The organism is Fibrivirga algicola, assembly GCF_011742925.1.
Lineage (GTDB): Bacteria > Bacteroidota > Bacteroidia > Cytophagales > Spirosomataceae > Fibrella > Fibrella algicola.
This window is the reverse complement of the sequence record NZ_WAEL01000004.1, coordinates 227,449-246,054: the sequence shown is the minus strand read 5'-3', so window position 1 is coordinate 246,054 and position 18,606 is coordinate 227,449. Positions and strand designations below refer to the sequence as shown.

At 53.6% G+C, this 18,606-nt stretch carries 16 protein-coding genes; 5 read left to right on the top strand and 11 right to left on the bottom strand.

Translation table 11 applies throughout. The features are described from left to right. Positions 1 to 103: 103 nt before the first annotated feature. From F7231_RS12435 to F7231_RS12415, 5 genes are all read left to right on the top strand, one after another. Positions 104 to 898 carry a DUF2490 domain-containing protein gene (locus F7231_RS12435; RefSeq protein WP_166692127.1) on the top strand — a complete coding sequence of 265 codons (795 nt, stop codon included), beginning with the start codon at positions 104 to 106 and terminating at the stop codon, positions 896 to 898. A 122-nt stretch (positions 899 to 1,020) separates the two neighbouring features. Continuing rightward, a complete protein-coding gene (locus F7231_RS12430) occupies positions 1,021 to 1,566 on the top strand; it encodes a hypothetical protein (protein ID WP_166692126.1) in 546 nt (181 codons plus the stop codon). A gap of 230 nt (positions 1,567 to 1,796) precedes the next feature. Continuing rightward, the gene (locus F7231_RS12425; RefSeq protein ID WP_166692125.1) at positions 1,797 to 2,918 is read left to right on the top strand and encodes a hypothetical protein; all 1,122 of its coding nucleotides are present in this window, start codon (positions 1,797 to 1,799) and stop codon (positions 2,916 to 2,918) included. A 3-nt stretch (positions 2,919 to 2,921) separates the two neighbouring features. Next, the gene (locus F7231_RS12420) at positions 2,922 to 3,812 is read left to right on the top strand and encodes a hypothetical protein (protein WP_166692124.1); all 891 of its coding nucleotides are present in this window, start codon (positions 2,922 to 2,924) and stop codon (positions 3,810 to 3,812) included. Between the two features lie 50 nt (positions 3,813 to 3,862). Next, on the top strand, positions 3,863 to 5,398 hold the full coding sequence (locus F7231_RS12415; RefSeq protein WP_166692123.1) for a phosphatase PAP2 family protein: 1,536 nt from the start codon (positions 3,863 to 3,865) through the stop codon (positions 5,396 to 5,398). A gap of 140 nt (positions 5,399 to 5,538) precedes the next feature. On the opposite strand, the gene F7231_RS12410 is transcribed toward F7231_RS12415, so the two are convergent. The 11 genes from F7231_RS12410 to cobA form a co-directional block, all read right to left on the bottom strand. Then, positions 5,539 to 6,813, bottom strand: coding sequence for a hypothetical protein (locus F7231_RS12410; RefSeq protein WP_166692122.1), 1,275 nt, complete (start codon positions 6,811 to 6,813; stop codon positions 5,539 to 5,541). A 32-nt stretch (positions 6,814 to 6,845) separates the two neighbouring features. Then, positions 6,846 to 7,517 carry a hypothetical protein gene (locus F7231_RS12405; RefSeq protein WP_166691992.1) on the bottom strand — a complete coding sequence of 224 codons (672 nt, stop codon included), beginning with the start codon at positions 7,515 to 7,517 and terminating at the stop codon, positions 6,846 to 6,848. Between the two features lie 21 nt (positions 7,518 to 7,538). Then, positions 7,539 to 8,903: an ethanolamine permease gene (eat, locus tag F7231_RS12400; RefSeq protein WP_166692121.1), complete on the bottom strand. Its 1,365-nt coding sequence runs from the start codon at positions 8,901 to 8,903 to the stop codon at positions 7,539 to 7,541. Continuing rightward, positions 8,894 to 9,634 carry a hypothetical protein gene (locus tag F7231_RS12395; RefSeq protein ID WP_166692120.1) on the bottom strand — a complete coding sequence of 247 codons (741 nt, stop codon included), beginning with the start codon at positions 9,632 to 9,634 and terminating at the stop codon, positions 8,894 to 8,896. The genes eat and F7231_RS12395 overlap by 10 nt, the downstream gene beginning before the upstream one ends. A gap of 81 nt (positions 9,635 to 9,715) precedes the next feature. Beyond that, positions 9,716 to 9,934, bottom strand: a complete 219-nt coding sequence (locus tag F7231_RS12390; protein ID WP_085413646.1) for a YgaP family membrane protein — start codon at positions 9,932 to 9,934, stop codon at positions 9,716 to 9,718. 104 nt (positions 9,935 to 10,038) lie between these two features. After that, positions 10,039 to 10,917 carry an N-acetylmuramoyl-L-alanine amidase-like domain-containing protein gene (locus F7231_RS12385; RefSeq protein WP_166692119.1) on the bottom strand — a complete coding sequence of 293 codons (879 nt, stop codon included), beginning with the start codon at positions 10,915 to 10,917 and terminating at the stop codon, positions 10,039 to 10,041. Positions 10,918 to 10,953: 36 nt separating this feature from the next. Beyond that, entirely contained in the window at positions 10,954 to 12,690 is a 1,737-nt protein-coding gene (locus F7231_RS12380) for an alpha-amylase family glycosyl hydrolase (RefSeq protein ID WP_166692118.1), read from the bottom strand. 120 nt (positions 12,691 to 12,810) lie between these two features. Next, positions 12,811 to 13,575 carry a GLPGLI family protein gene (locus tag F7231_RS12375; RefSeq protein ID WP_166692117.1) on the bottom strand — a complete coding sequence of 255 codons (765 nt, stop codon included), beginning with the start codon at positions 13,573 to 13,575 and terminating at the stop codon, positions 12,811 to 12,813. Between the two features lie 90 nt (positions 13,576 to 13,665). Further along, complete coding sequence (locus F7231_RS12370) at positions 13,666 to 16,521, bottom strand: outer membrane beta-barrel family protein (RefSeq protein WP_085413651.1); 2,856 nt, start codon at positions 16,519 to 16,521, stop codon at positions 13,666 to 13,668. Positions 16,522 to 16,849: 328 nt separating this feature from the next. Further along, positions 16,850 to 17,809: an oxygen-dependent tRNA uridine(34) hydroxylase TrhO gene (trhO, locus tag F7231_RS12365; protein ID WP_166692116.1), complete on the bottom strand. Its 960-nt coding sequence runs from the start codon at positions 17,807 to 17,809 to the stop codon at positions 16,850 to 16,852. A gap of 19 nt (positions 17,810 to 17,828) precedes the next feature. Beyond that, the gene (gene cobA / locus F7231_RS12360; protein WP_166692115.1) at positions 17,829 to 18,587 is read right to left on the bottom strand and encodes a uroporphyrinogen-III C-methyltransferase; all 759 of its coding nucleotides are present in this window, start codon (positions 18,585 to 18,587) and stop codon (positions 17,829 to 17,831) included. Positions 18,588 to 18,606: the final 19 nt, after the last annotated feature.

Here is an 18,606-nt window from a genome sequence, read left to right as displayed (position 1 = left end):
CTGACTATCTGGAAGCAGCTCGTTGTCAGGTACGTAGTTGTTGTGGCTGGCATACATATTGTATAGTGTGGTCAAGTGGTTTATAGCGCCACTTGACCCACTTATGACGAACTGGCTACGCATCACCACGCTCTTGACGCTCATTGCCTGCTGGTCTTGCCCTGCCGTTGCCCAGAGTTGGACTTTTTTTGGTGTGTACCCTCAATATTCGCAAACCGGCCCCCTCACCAAAAGGCTGGGCTATGCCATTTTTCTGTCGGCAACCAGTCACGAAACGGCACAAAAACCGGAGTACGCTGCCGGTAGTCTACTGGGCTTGCAGTACTATGCGCAGCCTAGTCTGACCTATAAGGTTACGGATGCGCTGCAGGTTGGCCTCGGTTACGCCTATGTTCGACACAACCTGTTCGGAATTCGGGTAAACGAAAACCGGTTATGGGCGCAAACTGTACTCGCACATGGTATCGGAAGCAGTCGGGTACGCATGAGCCATCGATTGCGGTACGAAGAACGGTATCCACTTCGGCTGTCGACCGACAAGTGGTCACTTGCCCAGTTAGGGCGGTATCATGTAGGGGCAACGATTCCATTTTTCGACCCCAAACAGCAAAAAACGGGATGGTACGCAACCGTAAACAACGAGGCATTCTTCTGCTTCTCCGGTGCAAAAAACAGCCCGATTAGCGCCAAAAATGCTTTTTATGGTGAAAACTGGAGCTACGGAGGCATTGGTTATGCGACCGGTCGGTGGGGGAAAGTCGAGCTTGGCTACCAATACCAGGAGTTGATTCGAAATCCGGCTCAGGATCACCGGCATCTCCATCTGCTTCAGGTTCAGTGGGCAACCAATTTCAACCTCGATGGAATAGCAACATGGCTATTAATCCCACCATTCTGAATCAGTAGCCTGACTTTTGCTACTTTTCTGCGTAGTACAGCGGCGTAAACTGTATTTTGCTATATTTGTTCTGTATTTTATTTCAAAAAAGGAGTTCGCTTTCTCCGACCTAGTAACAAACCATGAAACGCCTGCTAAGTCTTAGCTTATTGGCCCTACTGCTCTATCATACGCTGGCAACAGTGTGGGTAGCGGTTGGTGTCTGGTGGCAGGACCAGCATGACCTGACTGAGCGTCTCACGGTGTACTCGTCGGTGGATAGCATGGTTGAGTTTCAGGTGGTGCTTGGGTCAGGACAGGCGCAGACGCTGGCAAAGCAAACAACGGAAGATGGGTTTGCCTACCACGGTCGCTTCTATGATGTGATTAGTGTTGAACTGCATGGCGATACGCTTCGCATTTCGGGCATAGAAGATACACAGGCAGGCTTCTGGCAGCAGGACCTGCTCTCCTTCGTAAAGAAAACAATCAGCGATACATCCGGTGACGATTCACAGCGTAAAGCGGGTCATTGGCTAAAGCTGCTCCTGAAAGAATACCAGCTGGCCGATCGATTAGTGCTTACCCCTTCGCTTACATCCTGGCTGGTCGATGTTCGCATTGGCGACTCGCCTTTTGTCCTGCTTGCCCGCTGTCTGGCGGTGCTGTCTCCGCCTCCGCGCGGCTAAATGAGTTTTACTGTATAGCTGTCTCCGGCACAACCGTAGCGTATCAGGTACGTTCCTGAACGTTATAACGTGCTCAATGGGGGCTGTTTAACAATCAGTTACTCAATTTACTGGTCCATTCCTGCTTTCCGGTACGCGGTGCTAACCACGCAGTCTGTTGTTGCCCGTAATTCGTTACGCGCTACACACGGCTTGCCGCGTACCCAGGTTGGATTGACCTACAGTCAACCATGATTTCATCTCTAAAATATACCGTACTAGCCCTGCTAGGCCTGGCACTGAGTACCCAATTGGCAACAGCACAGGGCTGTGTTGCCGTTCGTCACATGAGCTGTGCGGCTCCTTCAGGCTCATCGGCGGCCTTCTTCAAGCAACGCACAGGACACTGGCAGGTGTCAGCCGGTTACCGGTTCTTCCAATCCTATAAGCATTTTGTCGGTGACGTCGAGCAAAAGCAGCGGGTGGAACAGGGAACGCAGGTGATCAATAAATCGCACGCCCTTGATCTGGGAATCACCTACATGCCCTCGTTACGCTGGTCGGTGTCGGTAAACCTGCCGGTGCAGTTCAACGATCGGTCGTCGCTATATGAGCACTACGGAAATGCGGTGGCGGGGAATCCGGATCAGCTTCGGTTCCACACAGGTTCGCAGGGAATAGGCGATATCAGAATCTCAACGAGCTATTGGCTGATCAATCCGGCGAGGTTGCCAAAAACGAATCTGGCGGTTGGGGTTGGCGTGAAGCTGCCAACGGGCAACTATCAGGCAACCGATACCTTTCATAAACGCACTAAAGAAGGCGCTGATTATACCGTTACTCTGCCCGTTGACCAGTCGATTCAGCTAGGCGACGGCGGTGTGGGAGCTAGCCTTGAACTGCAGGGCTACTCGCAGTTAACGGCGGGGTTAACGGCCTATGCCAATGGGTTTTATCTGTTTAATCCACGGGAAACTAACGGTGTTAAGCGCAACCCTACGGCCACAACGATCGATCTGGTAACCGGCGAATTTTCGGTGGCTGACCAGTTTGCAGCCCGGTTGGGATTGAGTCAGTCGCTGGGTTTTGTGCCTGGGCTGGCCGTCATGCTGGGTGGTCGGGTAGAGGGTGTACCGGCTAAAGATGCCATTGGTAGCAGCGTTGGATTCCGTCGGCCGGGCTATATCGTGTCGGTCGAGCCTGGTTTCTCGTACATGAAGCATGGCTATGCGGCGGCGCTGACCGTACCGGTTGCTGTTTACCGAAATCGGACAAAAAGCTACGCCGATCAGCTTGATCCGCTGGGGGTCCGGCACGGTGACGCCGCCTTTGCCGATTACCTGATCTCCTTCAATGTAAGTCGCTCATTTTAAGCCATGAAAAATCAATTACTACTTGGTGCGCTTATGCTCATAAGTGTGGCCAAAAGCTGGGCGCAGATGCCTCAGGATGCCATTTATATGCCCAAAAAGACCATCTGTGCGGCGGCTATGTATGGCCGCAGCCAGTGGAACACTTATTGGGAAAATACCCTGAAACGCGAAAACTTCAACATCGGTACCCACACCACCCAAAGTGCATCGCTCATGGCGGCCGTTGGGCTAAGCGATCGGGTGAACCTGATTGTCAATGTTCCATATGTCTGGACGGGCACGAGCGCGGGCAACCTGATGGGCCAGAAAGGGTTTCAGGACGTTTCTGGCTGGCTGAAAGTTAATGCCCTGCAATACAAAGGACTTTCGCTGCACGGTATGCTTGGGGCTTCTGTACCGATGAGCAGCTACGTGGCCAGCTTCCAGCCGATGTCGATCGGGATGGGAGCCCGCTCGGTGGCAGGAAGGGTGCTGCTCAACTACAAGCACCCGCAAACAGGCGTGTACCTGACGGCTCATGGGTCATACATCTGGCGGGGCACCATTCGTATCGACCAGGATGCCTATCAGGCCGACGGACGGGTCTATAACACCAACGAGGTGGCAGTACCCAACGCAACAGATGCCGCCGTTCGGCTGGGGGTACTGCGTCGTACGTTTCAGACCGAAGTATTTGCCGAGCGGTTTGCCTGCACATCGGGCGACAACATCCGGCGGAACGATATGCCTTTTCCGACCAATAATATGCGGGCAACAACGGTTGGCTGGTATGGTAAATACCAGCCTCATAACGTGGGGATCAATGCGCGGGTTGGGTACGTTACCGACGGACTCAACATGGGCCAGAGCACCTCATACACGATTGGCCTGCTTTACCAGATCAACCTGAAATAAACTACCTGCCTGATCCTGAGAACCGGGCAGCTATCATCGAATCAAGTATCATGAAGTCTATACATAAACTCTTCTTTTTCAGCGTACTGAGCCTTGCGCTGGTTGCCTGCGATAAATCCATTGAAGAACCGCAGCGAGTAGGCTACGTGCCGGCTAGTGTTGATGAGAAGGCAGGTACGTGGAAAACGTACCTGCTGACCAGCCCCGCCGATGTGACAATTGCCGCCCCGGCCGCTACGACATCGCCGGAATACCAGTCCGAATTAATCGATCTGAAGTCGAAAGCGGCCAACTTATCGCTTTCTCAACAGGAAGCGGTTGTGTACTGGGGGGCGGGTGCTGCCTACCGGTGGAACGAAATTGCCCGTGAACTGGCAGCCCGATACAACACGGCGCCCGCTTCTACGGCTGCTGGCGTATATCCTGTTCCCGACGCGGCGAACCCACTCGCTGATCCGAAATTTCCGTTTGCTAATCCACCGTATACGGCTCGGATGCTGGCCAGCCTGAGCGTAGCTCAGTATGACGCACTGGTGGCGGCCTGGAACTACAAGTATGCTTTCAAGCGGCCGGCCCCATCAAAAGTAGATGCGACGGTACTTGCTGCGCTGCCGGTTTCGGCGTTGCCATCGTACCCATCCGAAGATGCGGTTGTAGCGGCGGCTTCGGCGGTAATTCTCAAAGCGATGTTTCCGGGTGAGGTAGCGTTCATCGACCAGAAAGTGGCCGAGCATATCAACGCCCGGCAGTGGGCGGGCATGAATGTCAAAAGCGAGTTGGAGGCCGGAACTAGCTTAGGAAGTCAGGTAGCTGCCAAAGTAATGGCCCGCGCCCGTACCGACGGCATGAGCACGGCCAATAACCAGACGCTGACTACGGGCATGATCGAAGCAGCTAAAAGTCGGGGACAAGTAGAGGTGTGGGCAAGCCAGGAAACTCCGGCCCGTCCGCCCATGCTGCCCAACTATGGGGCGGTATCGACCTGGAATTTCGACCGGGCAACGCTGGTGAAGCTTCGTCCCGGCATGGCTCCGCAACCTGGGTCTGAGCAATTCAATAAAGAACTGGAAGAACTGCGGGAGATCAATAAAAACCAGACCCGTGAGCAGGCCCGGATCGCCAACTACTGGGCCGATGGGGCAGGCAGTTATACGCCTCCCGGCCACTGGCTGCGCTCGGCCGCAGATGCCGCGCACGAAGCAAAATTCAGTGAGGTACGTATGGCCCGGACGTTGGCCCTGGTGGCTACGGCTCTGCAAGATGCCAGTGTGTGCTGCTGGGAAACCAAGTTTTACTACTACACCCCACGGCCACAGCAGTACGGCATTAAAACATCGGTTGGACTTCCCAACTTCCCCAGTTATACGTCGGGGCACTCTACCTTCTCGGGTGCGGCGGCAACGGTGCTGGGCAGCATCTTCCCCGAGCGGGCCGATGAGTTCTGGGTGCGGGCGCAAGAGGCTTCGGTCTCCCGTATTTATGGCATGATCCACTTCCGGTCCGATTGTGAGGTGGGGCTGGTATGTGGTAAAAATATTGGCAGTTACAGCGTAGCGCGCGGAAAGGCCGATGGCTCGGGTCTCTGAGGAACGTTAGTTCTTTGCCTCTGTGTATAAACAGGACAGTACGTCGGTAGTGTACTGACGGATAGAACAACGCGATTTTTCTGCCAACAGCCAATACAACAACGCCACCGGTTGATTTACCGGTGGCGTTGTTGTATTGGCTACTCGGCTTTTTCGATGCTGTCTCGAAGCAGTTGCCGGATTGCTTCATGCGGACGGAGCTGCGCCAATCGATTACCTGTTTTCGGCTGAGCGTGCCGGTCGCTGCTGCCGTTCGAATAGCCGTCGTTATACTGCGCAATACGCCGGTCGGTCAGGGCCAGGCGATGTTCATTGCCAAGTTCTATAAGGGTAGTAAGGAGTTGGGTACGTTGGTGTTGGAGCGACTCGGCAAGGGGTAAGCTGTCGAGCTGCTGCTCAATCAACTGTTGTTGCATAGCGTGTTCATTCAATGTTTGATCAGCGGGGTCTAGCTCGGCGAGTACCGGCTTTTCCCGGCGGCGAAGCACCCACAACCGGCGATCGACCTGGAGCCAGCGAAACCAGAAGGCCGAGATCACCGGCAGGCCAATACCCAGGCAGACAGCCCCCGCCAGCGCAAATAACAGCCCGCTCAACACAAACGAGAGCATAGCCCAGGGGCTGCTTACAAGTGCGATATTCAATTCGCCCGATTGCTGCAACTGCTGCTCAATCTTGGTCAATACCGCTGCATCGATCGGGGCCGACGAGCCGTCGAGCGGGGTGGCCTGCTGTTGCAACTGACGAATACTACGGTTGATGGCGGCTTTTAGCTGATCGGTTCGGTAGGCTTCGTACCGGAACCAGCCTAGAACAGCCAGGGTCAGCAGGGCAAATGCAGCCAGCGACAGTTTGAACCGTTCGTACCGTACCTGATGTCGGGCCGGGTCGGCCTGATAGGGTCGCTCGAGCAACCGGTCGTAAGCTGGCTTCAGCAAAACGGTCACCATGGCCAGGCCAAACGCAAAGGCCCACGCCTCCATGTTGTCGCGGATGTTGAGGGCATAGGCTACAATTTCATGCGAGATAATCAGGTCGCCAAACACGAACGACAAGCCCGCTACCAGGAAGAACAACCCACCAATCAGCGAGTATTCGGGGGTAACAGCCTGCCGACGGGCGCGCAGGTCGGCCTGCTCGGTCCGGATAGCCGACAACTGCTCGCGAAGCCGGGCAACCCGCCCCGTTAGTGAACTGATTGCGGTCAAGTGGCTGTACCGTTGCTGCTCGAGCGTTTGACGTGTCGCGGTCGTGGTGGCAATAGTGGCGTCGACAAGATCAAGGTCGCGCTGGTACCGGGCAAGCTGACTGGCTAAAAACGCTTCGTTTTCCTGGCTCGATACGTAGCTTTCAAAATGGTCGCGCTGGGCCTGCTCCTGTCCACTGTCGTAGCCGTGCTGAAAGTCAGATTGCATAAGGGTAGGTGATTGATACGGGTAGTGGTAGACTAGAGATCAACATATCGGTCGCGTAACTGATGGCGAAGACTACGGGCCAAATCAAACTCGCTTTCGAACAGCCGGATCAGTAAGTCGCGCCGGGCATTTTGCCGATTCAGTTCGGCTTCAACCAGGTAGACATGATCAACCTCACTTTGTTTCTGCTGTTGCCAGACCACCTGATTAGCGGCTTGCTGTTTATGGAGTTCGTCAGCCTGGCTGTGGCTATTCCTGCGGACAGTGGCAGCTTCACGATAGCTGGCCTGACAAACCAGCAGCGAGACCAGACAGCCGCTACTGCCAGTCAGACCTGCCAGCAACAGGGCTATTGGTGTGTCTATAACTGGTAACGTACCCAGGTACGTACCTATGGTCAGGAGTGATGTAGCCAGAAAGCCAACCAGAAATTTGCCAACCGGCCACCCGCCCGACCAGTCTACTGCGGCGGGAGGGGGTGGTGCCTGGGCCGCTGTTGCTTCTAATAATAGGGTCAGACGGTCGATTGCATCGTGGTGCTGCTCAATCTGCTTCTCAAGGGGAGCGGTCAGGGCCGCAAAGGCCAGCCTGATAGCAGCAATCTTTTCATCGGGCCGGGCTTCAGACAGGCCAAACAACACCGCTTCATCGCGGAGCTGTTGTTCGTCGGCAAGCCAGACAGGCAGTGTATAGGCGGGGTACATCACGTAAATCAGTATCGACGGCTAAGGGGCCTCATCGGTGGCAGGCTGTTCGTTCAACACGTGAAGTTTGACCGCCACCTGCCGCCGACCAACCAGCCTGAACAGGCTCATCGAGAGCAGGCCCAATAGCACGAAGAGCGCGCTCAGCGCTGGGTTAAAATAGACAATGGCAAGTAAGCAAATTACCGATAGAACCAGTGCCAGAAGGGGCAGGAGTGGATAAAAAGGCGTTTGAAAGGGCCGTTCGAGCGTAGGTTCATTTTTACGAAGGGCCAGTAAACTTAGCAAACTGATCGCGTACATCATCATGGCACCCAGCACTGACAGGATAATAATCTGGTCGGTGCTGCCCGTAAACAGCGCGATCAAACCAACCAGGCCACCCACCAGCAACGCCCAGTGCGGCGTACGGAATCGCTCATTTACCTGAGCCAGGAAAGCGGGGAGGTAGCCGTTTCGGGCCAGTACATAGATTTGCCGGGAGTAGCTCAGGGTATTGCAATGGAACGAGGCAATCAGGCCAAATAACCCCAGGCTGGCGAAGAAGCGGGTCCAGAGGTGGCCCCGTCCCAGTACCATGGCCAGGGTCTCGGGTAACGGGTAATCGATTCCGGACAGAGTGCGCCAGTCGCCCGCACCAGCGCAAAGCAACATGGTACCTACCGCCAGTATCACCAGTGTGCCAATGCTCAGCAGGTAAGCGCGCGGGATGGTCCGCCTCGGATCTTTTACTTCTTCGGCCATCATCGCGGCTCCTTCGATGGCCAGGTAGAACCAGATGGCAAACGGGAGAGCCGCAAAAACGCCCTGCCAGCCAAACGTATCGGTGTGTGCCACCACGTTTTCCAGTTTGAACGCCGGTACCACCAGGATCATGAAGACGAGTAGCTCAGCTACCGAAAGAATAGTGATGATAAGCGAAAAATTGGCTGACTCACGGATACCGAACATGTTGAAGCCCACAAAAACAACGTAGGCCACAACCCCTATCCACAATGGCGAAAGAGCCGGGTTCAGAAAGTGAGCGTAGGCACCCAATGCGGCGGCAATGGCGGGTGGTGCTAATAGAAAATCAACCAGGGTGGCGAAACCAGCCAGAAACCCGCCCATTGGACCGAAGGCTCTGTACGCATAAGCAAACGGGCCACCCGCGTCGGGAATAGCCGTAGTTAATTCTGTGTAGCTGAAAATAAAGGCGATGTAAAACACCGTGACAATGGCCGTCGCCACGCCGAACCCCAGCGTACCGGCAACAGCCCAGCCGTAGTTCCAACCGAAATATTCACCGGAAATGACCAGACCAACGGCAATCCCCCAGAGTTGAGGCGTGGTCAGAACGCGGCGGAGTGAACGGCCTGTGCTTTCGGCGGGCTCGTTCATCGCCATAGAAATACCTTTTTAAGCGATTCCCAAAGCTTCTTCTTCAACGCCACATCGGCCTCGATGGCAGGTAACGGATCAGCCATTAAGAATGTGATACCTTCAAACCGGACCGGATGGTAGCGGTCCATCATAATGTCGAGATTGAGGCGGCTGAATGGCACGCCGAAGGTGAAAAAGTGATGAATGTATTTGCCCGCCAGCAATTCAGCAAAATTGATAGTCTTGGTGCCATGAACATTCAGTAGGTCAACCCCGTCGATATCCAGATGAACCGCTTTGAGGATCTTCTCCAGGAAGAGCAGATCACTTGGCAGCAGGTCTTCATCCACCAGAATCAGCACTTTCTGACTAATCAGCGGCGTTGCCGGACGGAGTGGCGTTGGTAGCGGTGGCGTAGCTGCGGGTTTGACTGATGGCTCTGGGCCTGGTGCAGGTACGTCGACAAGTGCCTGCGCTGGTTCAGGTGAGGCGGCGGGTGCTAACGCCTCGTCGAGGGCTGGTTGGCTCACTTCGGCCGCTGGAGCAGGAATGACTGGGTCGACAATGAGTACTGTAGGGGCGCTTGCCGGAACGTCATTGGCCGACTCAGGAAGTATACCATTGGCTACTAACTGTTCGATTGTATCCAGGTCTGGCGTCAAACCAGCCCGGGCGGGGAACGTCATAACGTCGTCGGCCCGGCGAAAGAGTTGTTCGGTTTGGAAAAATGTCTGGTAAAACGCTTTGTGCGACATAAGCCAAAGATACAGCCCTTAGACACAAAATTGCCCCGCTTTGTGGTAAAACGGGGCAATTTTGGTAGGAACTGAGTAAGGTTACGGCTCTGTACGCTGTCGGCTGTTTCGACCGAGTACCGAATAAATGGGACAATGACCAGTTGCGCCGCTATAGGCTAAAAAAGCAACCAGCACCAGAGAGATTAGAACGGCCAGGCCGTTGATGAAGGAACTAAGGCATAAAGCCAATAAATCGACCGCCAGCAATCCACGCACAAGTCGGTCAATAAAGCCAACGTTTTGATTATGATCAGGCATCTCACGAAGTAGGTTAGATTGCCAAGATACATTGTTTTGCTAAACCAGTAACAATTAATTTATAATTACTTAAGTATGTTGGATTTTATCAAGACTAACTAGCGTCAATGCGCTAAGATCACTGTGGCAGGAATCGGGCTGCCGCTCGCCAGTGTCGCCGATTTTAACCGGGCGACCCTGACGCCTGACAGGCGTTTGTTGGCCATTAGATACTCAGCTAATGGCTGGTTGGTCAGCATCACTTTTTTATGATCCGACGAGGCGTGCAGTAGGTACAGTTTTCCCTCGCGCCAGGTAGCATAGCCGACATGCCGCATGTCGAGGCCGGGTCGGGCGGCGGTAAGCATAACAATATCGCCCTCCCGAAATTTGGTTTCCAGCGACTTGAACAGTTTGGTTGGGATGAAGTAAAAAGGCTGTTGACTGATGGCTGTCTGTACTTCATTCATCTGTTTGAATACAGCCGGATCGGCCAGCGCAGGGTATTTGTGGACGGCAGCGGTCATGTAATTCACCGTCTTCTGCACCTGTATACCGCCAATATCGCGGGTAACATCCTGCAAAATGCCCTTGCGTTCGTTATCCCTGAGCCAGTCAGACAGGTAATGCAGGCGGCTGGCGTAGCCGTCGATCTGCCCGTTCCGATAGCGCAGTTTGGTCAGATAGCGCCGAAAGGTCGTTTCGATCTGGGCAGGCGTGTACCTGGCGGGTAACTCGTGCTGAGCGAGCGCCAGCGCCAGCGTGGTTTCAATAAAGGTAGTGCAGTCGAACTCGTGCAGGTTCACGACCAGCTGCTCGGTTTGGTTGCCTTCCAGTGTGTGGTACACATAGGGCTTCCCCAGAAACGTACCCGCTGCCTGAACGGCCGTTTCAGCCACCGTTCGGGAAGGGGTACTCGTAAGTTGGCGCCACTCGTCTATAGTCTGAGCCGACACCAGCAGGGGAGAGGCCATGAGCCCCAGCCAAAGCAGTCCGTATTTCATGTACGTTAGACGTCGTTCTTCCAAAAAGTAGCTAATTTAACTTGTCTCAAGTGTGAAAATCCGCACGCTCCCCGCTGGCAGGCTAAGCTGAAAACCTGTTACGCCACGTCCCGTACTGGTATCGTTGCTGCCTAACAGATCGCTCAGGTGTAACGTTGTTTCGCCCGAAATATGCATCAATGACAAGGCATGATCGGGGATACACAACACCACATTGAGGGGAGCGGTTTGGTCAAAGTTACATACAATCAACAGCTTTTGCCCGTCGGTGTAGCGCAGGTAGCTGTACACCCGGTGCTGATTGTAGCCGGGCGTGGCCTGATTAGCCCACTGTAAATCGTAAAAAGCCCCCGTTCGAATGGCGTCTGACTGGTTAACCAACGTACCCAGTTTTTCGTAAAATGCCCGTAATTTCCGTTGCTCCGGCGTTAGCCCTGTGCCGTCGTATCGATGCTCGTTAACGTAGCCTTGCCAATCGGTAATGCCCCAGTAATCGAAGATGGTGGTTCGGCCGTCATGACCGCTGAACCCTTCAGCGTCTTCGGCTCGAACGCCAATTTCCTGACCAAAATAAATCAGGTACGGACCCGTATGCATGGTGGCCGTCACCACCATTGCGGGTAGCGCCTTCATCGGATCTGTTGCAAAAAACGATGAAGCAATTCGTTGTTCGTCATGCGTTTCCAGGAACCGGAGCATGTGCTCGGCGAAGTCGCCCGACTCCTGTTGCCACACGCGGGTGAGGTCATAACAACTGCCGTGGCCTTCGATAAGTCGCCTCAGGGAGTCGTAGAGGCCTACTTTATCGTAGAGGTAATCAAATCCGCCCTCAAAAATAAACGGCCGGTAGAGGCCCGGGTCGTAAATCTCGGCGATGAAAATATGGGTTGGGTACGTTGCCCGCACTTTTGCTGTTACCCATTGCCAGAACGCCACCGGCACCAGGTGGGCCATGTCGCACCGGAACCCGTCAACGCCTTTGGCTGCCCAATACAGCATGATGTCAAGCATCTTCTGCCAGGTGTCGGGGTGGTCGGCTGTGGCAGTGGGGCCGGTATATAACGTACCTTCGAAGACGTTGTAGCCGTAGTTGAGTTTGATGGTCTCGTACCAGTCGTCGAGGTGCGGCGCTTCAGTGATCGAACCCGACCCGGTCACTTTCGCCGGGGCTTCGTGGATAGGCGGGGCTGAGTTGGCCAGCGGCGTAGCGGCGTCGACGCTACCGGGCGTAAACGGAGCGACGAACGTGGTGCCGGGTAAGTAGTAAAAGTTATTCTGTGACGAAAATGCCTGCCGAACATCATCGCCTTCACCGAGGTCAGGTACGTTGGCCGGTTGGGCATCAGAGCCATATTGTCGGGCTACATGGTTCGGCACAATGTCGATAATGACCTTCAGGCCGTGTGCGTGGGTACGTGCTACCAACGCCTCGAACTCCGCCATGCGGTCGGGCACCGACTGGGCAAAGTCGGGGACTACGTCGTAGTAATCCTTAATCGCGTAGGGTGAACCTGCGCGCCCTTTCACCACGGCCGGATCGTCGGGGGTAATGCCCTGCGCCGAGTAGTCGGTCATGGTGGCATGTTCGGGCACACCGGTGTACCAGATATGGGTAGCGCCCAGCGTTTTTATACTCTCAAGAGCCGCCTCATTGATGTCGGCGAACGTACCTGAACCGTTTTCGGCCAATGTTCCCCAGACGCGGTTGGTCGTATTGGTATTACCAAACAGCCGGGGCAGCAGTTGGTATATAATCAGTTTGTCGAATGCCATTGGGCAAAAATAAGGCTAAACTGTAAAGACCGGGCCCTGGAAGTAGGCTGCTGGCTCACAATTGGTGAATCGGCAGCCTACTTCCAGGGCCCGGTCTTTACAGTTTAGCCTGGCTCTTCCCTAGTACCGAATCTCCCAGTACGGGTTTTGCTGCTCTTTGATCTGCTCGGCAATGTAGGTTTTGAGCATGCTTTCGTACCCCTTCTCGTCTAATTTTTTGGGCTTCTTGATCTTGGGAAGTTTAATGTCAGCGGCTACCGGTTTAAAGGTGATACTGGCCGTTTCGATGATGACATCGCCATTGTTAATGTCGAGTTCCAGGATGAGGCCGGGTAGGCCACAAATGCGCTCAGGGCCAGCCGAAACGGGAATGTCCTGTGCAAACCAGGCGGTCAATACCTGATCTTTCACGGGGTCGGTCGTGGTGGCGTTGATGCACATATGGCCGGCTATCTCCCGAACCTGATTACCAATCTTCCAGGAAGGGATACGTAATGAGTCTTCTATAACGTATACCTTACCCAGCATTTCCTCAATATCGACCTGCTTTTCGTTGGCAAAATCGCGAAAAAAAGCCAGCTCCCGGTTGCGCCAGGTATACCGCCCATCTTCCGACTCGCCCGATTCACTGGCGTACCCATACAAGCTGGTGTTTGGGGTGAAGCTGAGCTTCATTTTTTCTTTACTACCTTCTTCATTCTTCCAGGTATTGGCTGCCCGGTCCTTTTGCTCCTGGCTCAGGTACGTCATTCGGGCTGTAATTTTTGGCCAGAAGGTGCGCCGGGTATACACGACAACGCCCTCGGTTTGGTTGGCCTGGGCCTGAGCCAACTGGCCTGTTACTAGCAGAAGGGCAAAAAGAATGGGTTTGAGTAATTTGGTCATAGCGTTTTGGGGATATAGCCCCGAAGCTCCAGCTTCGGTAGTAATTGATGCGCTTACACTACCGAAGCTGGAGCTTCGGGGCTATATCGTTTAATCCCAGCCATTAGTTTGACGTACGCTGGCTTTGATACCGCGCATATTGTACGTCATACTGAACATAAAGTAGCGAGCCAGTGTACGTGTCCGTTCCGACGAAACCGAGTTTTGGCCTGCATACTGCGAAACGTTTATATTCCGGTTCAGCATATCGTAGGCCGACAACCGTACTTCCATGCGCTTTGCTTTGCCGATGAGCCGGTACACTGCCGAGTTCCAGAGCGGAATCCCCTGATTGAACCCAAACCGCTGATTACGATACAACTGGTAATCGAACGATGTACTCACATAAATGTCGCCGGGTAGTTTCACGTTGGCATCGGCCTGGTAGCTATTGTTGATCGTCTGGGCATTCTGTGCCGTGTTGATCGAGTAGCGTGCGTTATTGATGCCGACCTGGGTGCTTCCGTAGAACGTAAACCAGTCGACCGGCGTGAGGCTTAGTTTCAGGTTAACGTTGTAATTGGTCGTGTTCGTCTGGTTGTTGACACCATTGATAGGCGTGATCAGCTGACCGAAGTTCAGGTTTCCGCCCAGATCCAGGGTGGCTTTCGTTTTCTTCAGCGGGAAGCTCAGGTAACTATAGTAACCAAAGTTGTAGCCCCCCGTGATATTCTGTGGCCGCGTGCTGGTGATCAGCGTACGCGTATCGATCGTCTGCGCGTAAACAATCTGATTGATGTTGTAGCCGTAATTGACGCCGCCGTAGAAGTTGGTAAACGAACCTGGATTGAAGTAGTTGAAACCCAGGTTTAACCGGTGCGTGATGGCTGGCAACAGGTCTGGATTACCCTGGGTGATAAACAGCGGGTTACTATTGTCGACGATTGGCTGCAATTGACGTGAGGTTGGCGTCTGAACACCGACGTTATACCCACCATACATGTACTTATTGTTTTTCAGGTCGAAGTTGACCGACATGTTTGGCACGAACGTGGTAAACGTGCGATCGATTCGACCAAGGATTGGAAGCGATTGATCTGACGCGTACTGACCGTTGATCTGGAACTGCTGCACAGCGCCGCCAATCCCCAGGTTCAGGCCCTTATTGGTATAGCGCAGACTGGTTCCCAATCGGTTATACAGGTACGTGTTCGTATAATACCGGCTCAGCGAATCATTGCGGGTCGGGGTGTCCGATTGCGTGTTCAAGACGTTCCGGTCAACTTCGTCGTAACGGAGGCTGAAGTTGTAGAACGACTCCCAGAAGAACTTCTTCGACAGCGGCTCGACAAATAACAGGCTGGCTTTGTACTGTGATACATTACTGTTGGTCGACTGCAACTGGCTAATGATTCGAAGCTGATCGTTGATGTCAGTTGCTTCAAAAAAAGCGTTTCTGGCTTCCAGGTCCAACGTACCGTCGCTACTGCTTAATTCGTAGTTAGCACTGGCGGCGAAACTGCGCCCCTTCTTCATGAACTTATGCCGGTAAATCAGCGCATTAGATAGCCCAAACGACTGACCAGTTCGGCTATTGACGGTCGTGTTCGAGGTGGTCGGTGTGGTGGCCGTGTTCAGAATTCGACGAATATCGCGGTTGCTTAGCAATAAGGCATTACTGGTATTGTAACGGCCACTAGTCGAAAAAACCAGCGTGTTCAAGGTATCAAGCTCCTTTTCGAGGCGGAAGCTAAACCGGTGACTGCTGTTCTTCGTGGTCTGATTCGAAGCGGTGATCGTATTCAGGTCACCCGATGGGATAAAGTTGGTTACCTCGCCCAGGCTTTCAGTGCGCAGCTTTGTCTGGCTGAAATAGTAGTTGCTGCTGACCTTCGTTTTCTTGGTGTCGTAGTTGTAGTTGGCTCCCCCCGCCACGTTGTCGGAGAGGCCTCTGCCCCGGTCGCCACCCGTGATAGGAATGGAGAAGCTTTCATCGTCGCCACCACCAATGATGTAGTAGTTACCACTGCTGAAACCAAAGTCGGCGTTGTCGTTCCAGTTGAAGGAGTTGCTACCCCGGAAATCCTGATAATCAGCCCAGGAGAGACCTGTCTGGTTGGTATTGTTGGCGAGACCAATCAGCGACAGCTGCTGTTTCTTATCGAATTTGTTGTAACTACCACGTACCTCGGCGCGGGCGGGTAGGTTGGACGCTGGCCCGGCACCACCCGTAATTTTACCGAATCCCCCTTTCTTGAATTCTTCTTTCAATTCAAGGTTCATCGTCTTCTCCTTCGTACCGTCGTCAACACCCGTCAGCTTGGCTTTCTCGGTTTTGTCGCTAAAGACCTGCACTTTCGAGATGGCCTCGGCTTGTAGGTTTTTAGTAGCCGTCTTCGGATCATCGCTGAAAAACTGCTTGCCATCCACCGTTACGCGTTTCACTTCCTGCCCCTGGGCCCGAATGTTGCCTTCGCGGTCAACAATTACACCGGGTAATTTCCGAAGTAGATCTTCCACAGATGATCCTGGTGGCACCTTAAACGCTCTGGTGTCATATTCGACCGTATCGCCGCGGATCGTCAGGGGGGCTCGGGCCGCTTTAACCACTACTTCATATAATTCTTTGGCAATTGGCTTTAGCTTAATGGTACCCAAATCAACGTTCGGTTCAGTATCCAGGCTGATCGTCTGATTGAGCGGCATCATTCCCACGTAGGTGATCTTCAGAATATACGTGCCCTTCCGTACTCCTTTCAACGAAAATTTACCCGCTTCGTCGGTGCGGCCGTAGTTAGTCAGGACAGAGTCTTTTGCCGTCTGGAGCATGACGGTTACACCGTTCAATTTGGCACCAAGCGTGTCGGTGACGGTTGCCTGAAGGGCGAAGCGGGAGGGTGCCGTCTGAGCGAACGCCGACGCTGTACATAGACACCAGAGGAAGAGAACAAGTAATCTGTTTTTCATACGCAGTAGAATGATAGCTAATCAATTGAGGCAAATGTATACACGTAATCAACTAATCGGAGTTGGTTAAGAAAAATTAACTATAATATTAGTTGAGCGGTAATTATAAACGACGAGTGGTCGCGAGGTAGATGCAATTCGGTGCCGAATTGCACAAGAGATTCAAAAAAACTCACTTACGTTGCATTGAATGGGCATAAAAAAACCGGAAAAGGTTACTGCCTTTCCGGTTTGATAAACGCGTCTCTTTTAATCTCAGTATAATTCAGGTGGTGACTTACAGACGTACCTGTCTGAAAATCAACTGAGCGGTAGCTCGACCGATAATTTATGCTTCCAACTGGCTGCGCTGACGGCTCTTGTACCCTTGTTCTGGTGTATAGCCAACCGACTTTTTGCTGTAATAGCCGGTTCCGTCATAGGGGCGGAGCAAGGGGTCTTGTTTGCACTCGTCGGCACACGTACCCGCGTGGGTATCGCCGCAGGTTTCGCAAAGCGGCACATGGTTGTTGCAGGCCGGGCTGGCGCAGTTGACCATCCGGCTGGTGGTTGTACCGCAGCGGAAACAGGTCGAAATAACTGTTGGGTTAACATGGTTAACGTCAACGGCCAGGCGGTTGTCGAACACGTAGCACTGGCCGTCGAACCCTTCACCTTCGGCTTCCAGACCGTATTTGATAATGCCGCCGTGTAACTGATACACATTCTCAAACCCCTGCGACAGCAGGTAAGCCGAGGCCTTCTCGCACTTGATACCACCCGTGCAATACGTGATGATTTTCTTATCTTTCAGATGTGCGATCTCGCCAACATGATCGGGCAACTCGCGGAGGTTCTCCATGTCGAATGTCACAGCGCCGCTGAACTTGCCAACGCTATGTTCGTAGTTCGACCGCATATCGACGAGCACCACGTTTGGGTCGTCTTTCATTGCTTTGAACTCGTCGGGTTCCAGGTATGTACCTGTACGCTCCAGCGGATTAACCGGTAAGTCTGAGTGCACGATCTCGGGTTTTACGCGGACGTGTAACTTCTGAAACGCGTGGCCATCGTGCGTGTCGACCTTGAATTCGATGCCTGCAAACCGGGAATCGGCCCGAACGGCGGCCATATACGCATCGCAATCGGCGGGTAGCCCCGAAACAGTGCCATTCAGGCCTTCGGGTGCCACAATGATCCGACCCAATAAATTCAGCTCAAGACACAGCCGGTGTTGCTCTTCCCGATAAGCTTCGGGATCGGCAATGGGCGTGTAATAGTAGTATAAGAGTACGCGGTATGGTTTCATAGCATCTGCGGGGCACCGGTTATGCCCGATCAGACTGCAAATTTACGAAAAAACGGGCGTTTTCGGGTGCAACTGCCAACGCAGCCACTGCGCCAATCACAATCACGGCCGGATTGTCGATGCCTGATTTAGTTACTTCATCGACAATGCTGCCGATCGTGCCGACCACAACACGTTGCTGCGGTGTGGTACCGTTCTGTATAACTGCGATGGGCGTGTCTGTCTTCCCTTCCTTACTGAACAGATCGGCAATCTCGAGTAGTTTGTGCATACCCATCAGGATAACCACGGTTGCCGACGATTGAGCCGCTAATTGCAGGTCTTTCGACAGTTTCCCGGCTTTTGTAGTACCCGTAACCACCCAGAAGCTTTCAGACATACCGCGTGAGGTGAGCGGAACACCCGCCGCCGCCGGTACCGCGTAGCTGCTCGAAATGCCCGGAATAACCTCAACTTCCAGCCCGTGTTGGCGGGCGTAGTCAAGTTCCTCGTAGCCACGGCCAAACACAAAGGAGTCACCACCTTTCAGCCGTACCACATGACCGTAATTCTGGGCATAGTGTACAATAAGGGGGTTGATATCTTCCTGCATGCACGAATACGCCCCACGCCGTTTACCAACGTATACTTTTAAGGCATCGGGTCGGCAATGGTCAAGCAGTTCTTCAGCAACAAGGGCGTCGTACATGACCACGTCGGCCGATTGCAGCGCCTTTATCCCTTTTAATGTAATCAGTTCCGGGTCACCAGGACCCGCGCCGATGAGGGTTACCTTCATAGGTGAAGGAGCGAAAGAA

Excerpts from the sequence above, each read along its gene's own strand:
- F7231_RS12410 (WP_166692122.1), bottom strand. The coding sequence starts at position 6,813 with ATGCAATCTGACTTTCAGCACGGCTACGACAGTGGACAGGAGCAGGCC.
- trhO (WP_166692116.1), bottom strand. The coding sequence starts at position 17,809 with ATGAAACCATACCGCGTACTCTTATACTACTATTACACGCCCATTGCC.
- F7231_RS12370 (WP_085413651.1), bottom strand. The coding sequence starts at position 16,521 with ATGAAAAACAGATTACTTGTTCTCTTCCTCTGGTGTCTATGTACAGCG.
- F7231_RS12385 (WP_166692119.1), bottom strand. The coding sequence starts at position 10,917 with ATGAAATACGGACTGCTTTGGCTGGGGCTCATGGCCTCTCCCCTGCTG.
- F7231_RS12380 (WP_166692118.1), bottom strand. The coding sequence starts at position 12,690 with ATGGCATTCGACAAACTGATTATATACCAACTGCTGCCCCGGCTGTTT.
- F7231_RS12425 (WP_166692125.1), top strand. The coding sequence starts at position 1,797 with ATGATTTCATCTCTAAAATATACCGTACTAGCCCTGCTAGGCCTGGCA.
- F7231_RS12405 (WP_166691992.1), bottom strand. The coding sequence starts at position 7,517 with ATGTACCCCGCCTATACACTGCCTGTCTGGCTTGCCGACGAACAACAG.
- F7231_RS12435 (WP_166692127.1), top strand. The coding sequence starts at position 104 with ATGACGAACTGGCTACGCATCACCACGCTCTTGACGCTCATTGCCTGC.
- eat (WP_166692121.1), bottom strand. The coding sequence starts at position 8,903 with ATGGCGATGAACGAGCCCGCCGAAAGCACAGGCCGTTCACTCCGCCGC.
- F7231_RS12390 (WP_085413646.1), bottom strand. The coding sequence starts at position 9,934 with ATGCCTGATCATAATCAAAACGTTGGCTTTATTGACCGACTTGTGCGT.
- cobA (WP_166692115.1), bottom strand. The coding sequence starts at position 18,587 with ATGAAGGTAACCCTCATCGGCGCGGGTCCTGGTGACCCGGAACTGATT.
- F7231_RS12415 (WP_166692123.1), top strand. The coding sequence starts at position 3,863 with ATGAAGTCTATACATAAACTCTTCTTTTTCAGCGTACTGAGCCTTGCG.
- F7231_RS12395 (WP_166692120.1), bottom strand. The coding sequence starts at position 9,634 with ATGTCGCACAAAGCGTTTTACCAGACATTTTTCCAAACCGAACAACTC.
- F7231_RS12430 (WP_166692126.1), top strand. The coding sequence starts at position 1,021 with ATGAAACGCCTGCTAAGTCTTAGCTTATTGGCCCTACTGCTCTATCAT.
- F7231_RS12420 (WP_166692124.1), top strand. The coding sequence starts at position 2,922 with ATGAAAAATCAATTACTACTTGGTGCGCTTATGCTCATAAGTGTGGCC.
- F7231_RS12375 (WP_166692117.1), bottom strand. The coding sequence starts at position 13,575 with ATGACCAAATTACTCAAACCCATTCTTTTTGCCCTTCTGCTAGTAACA.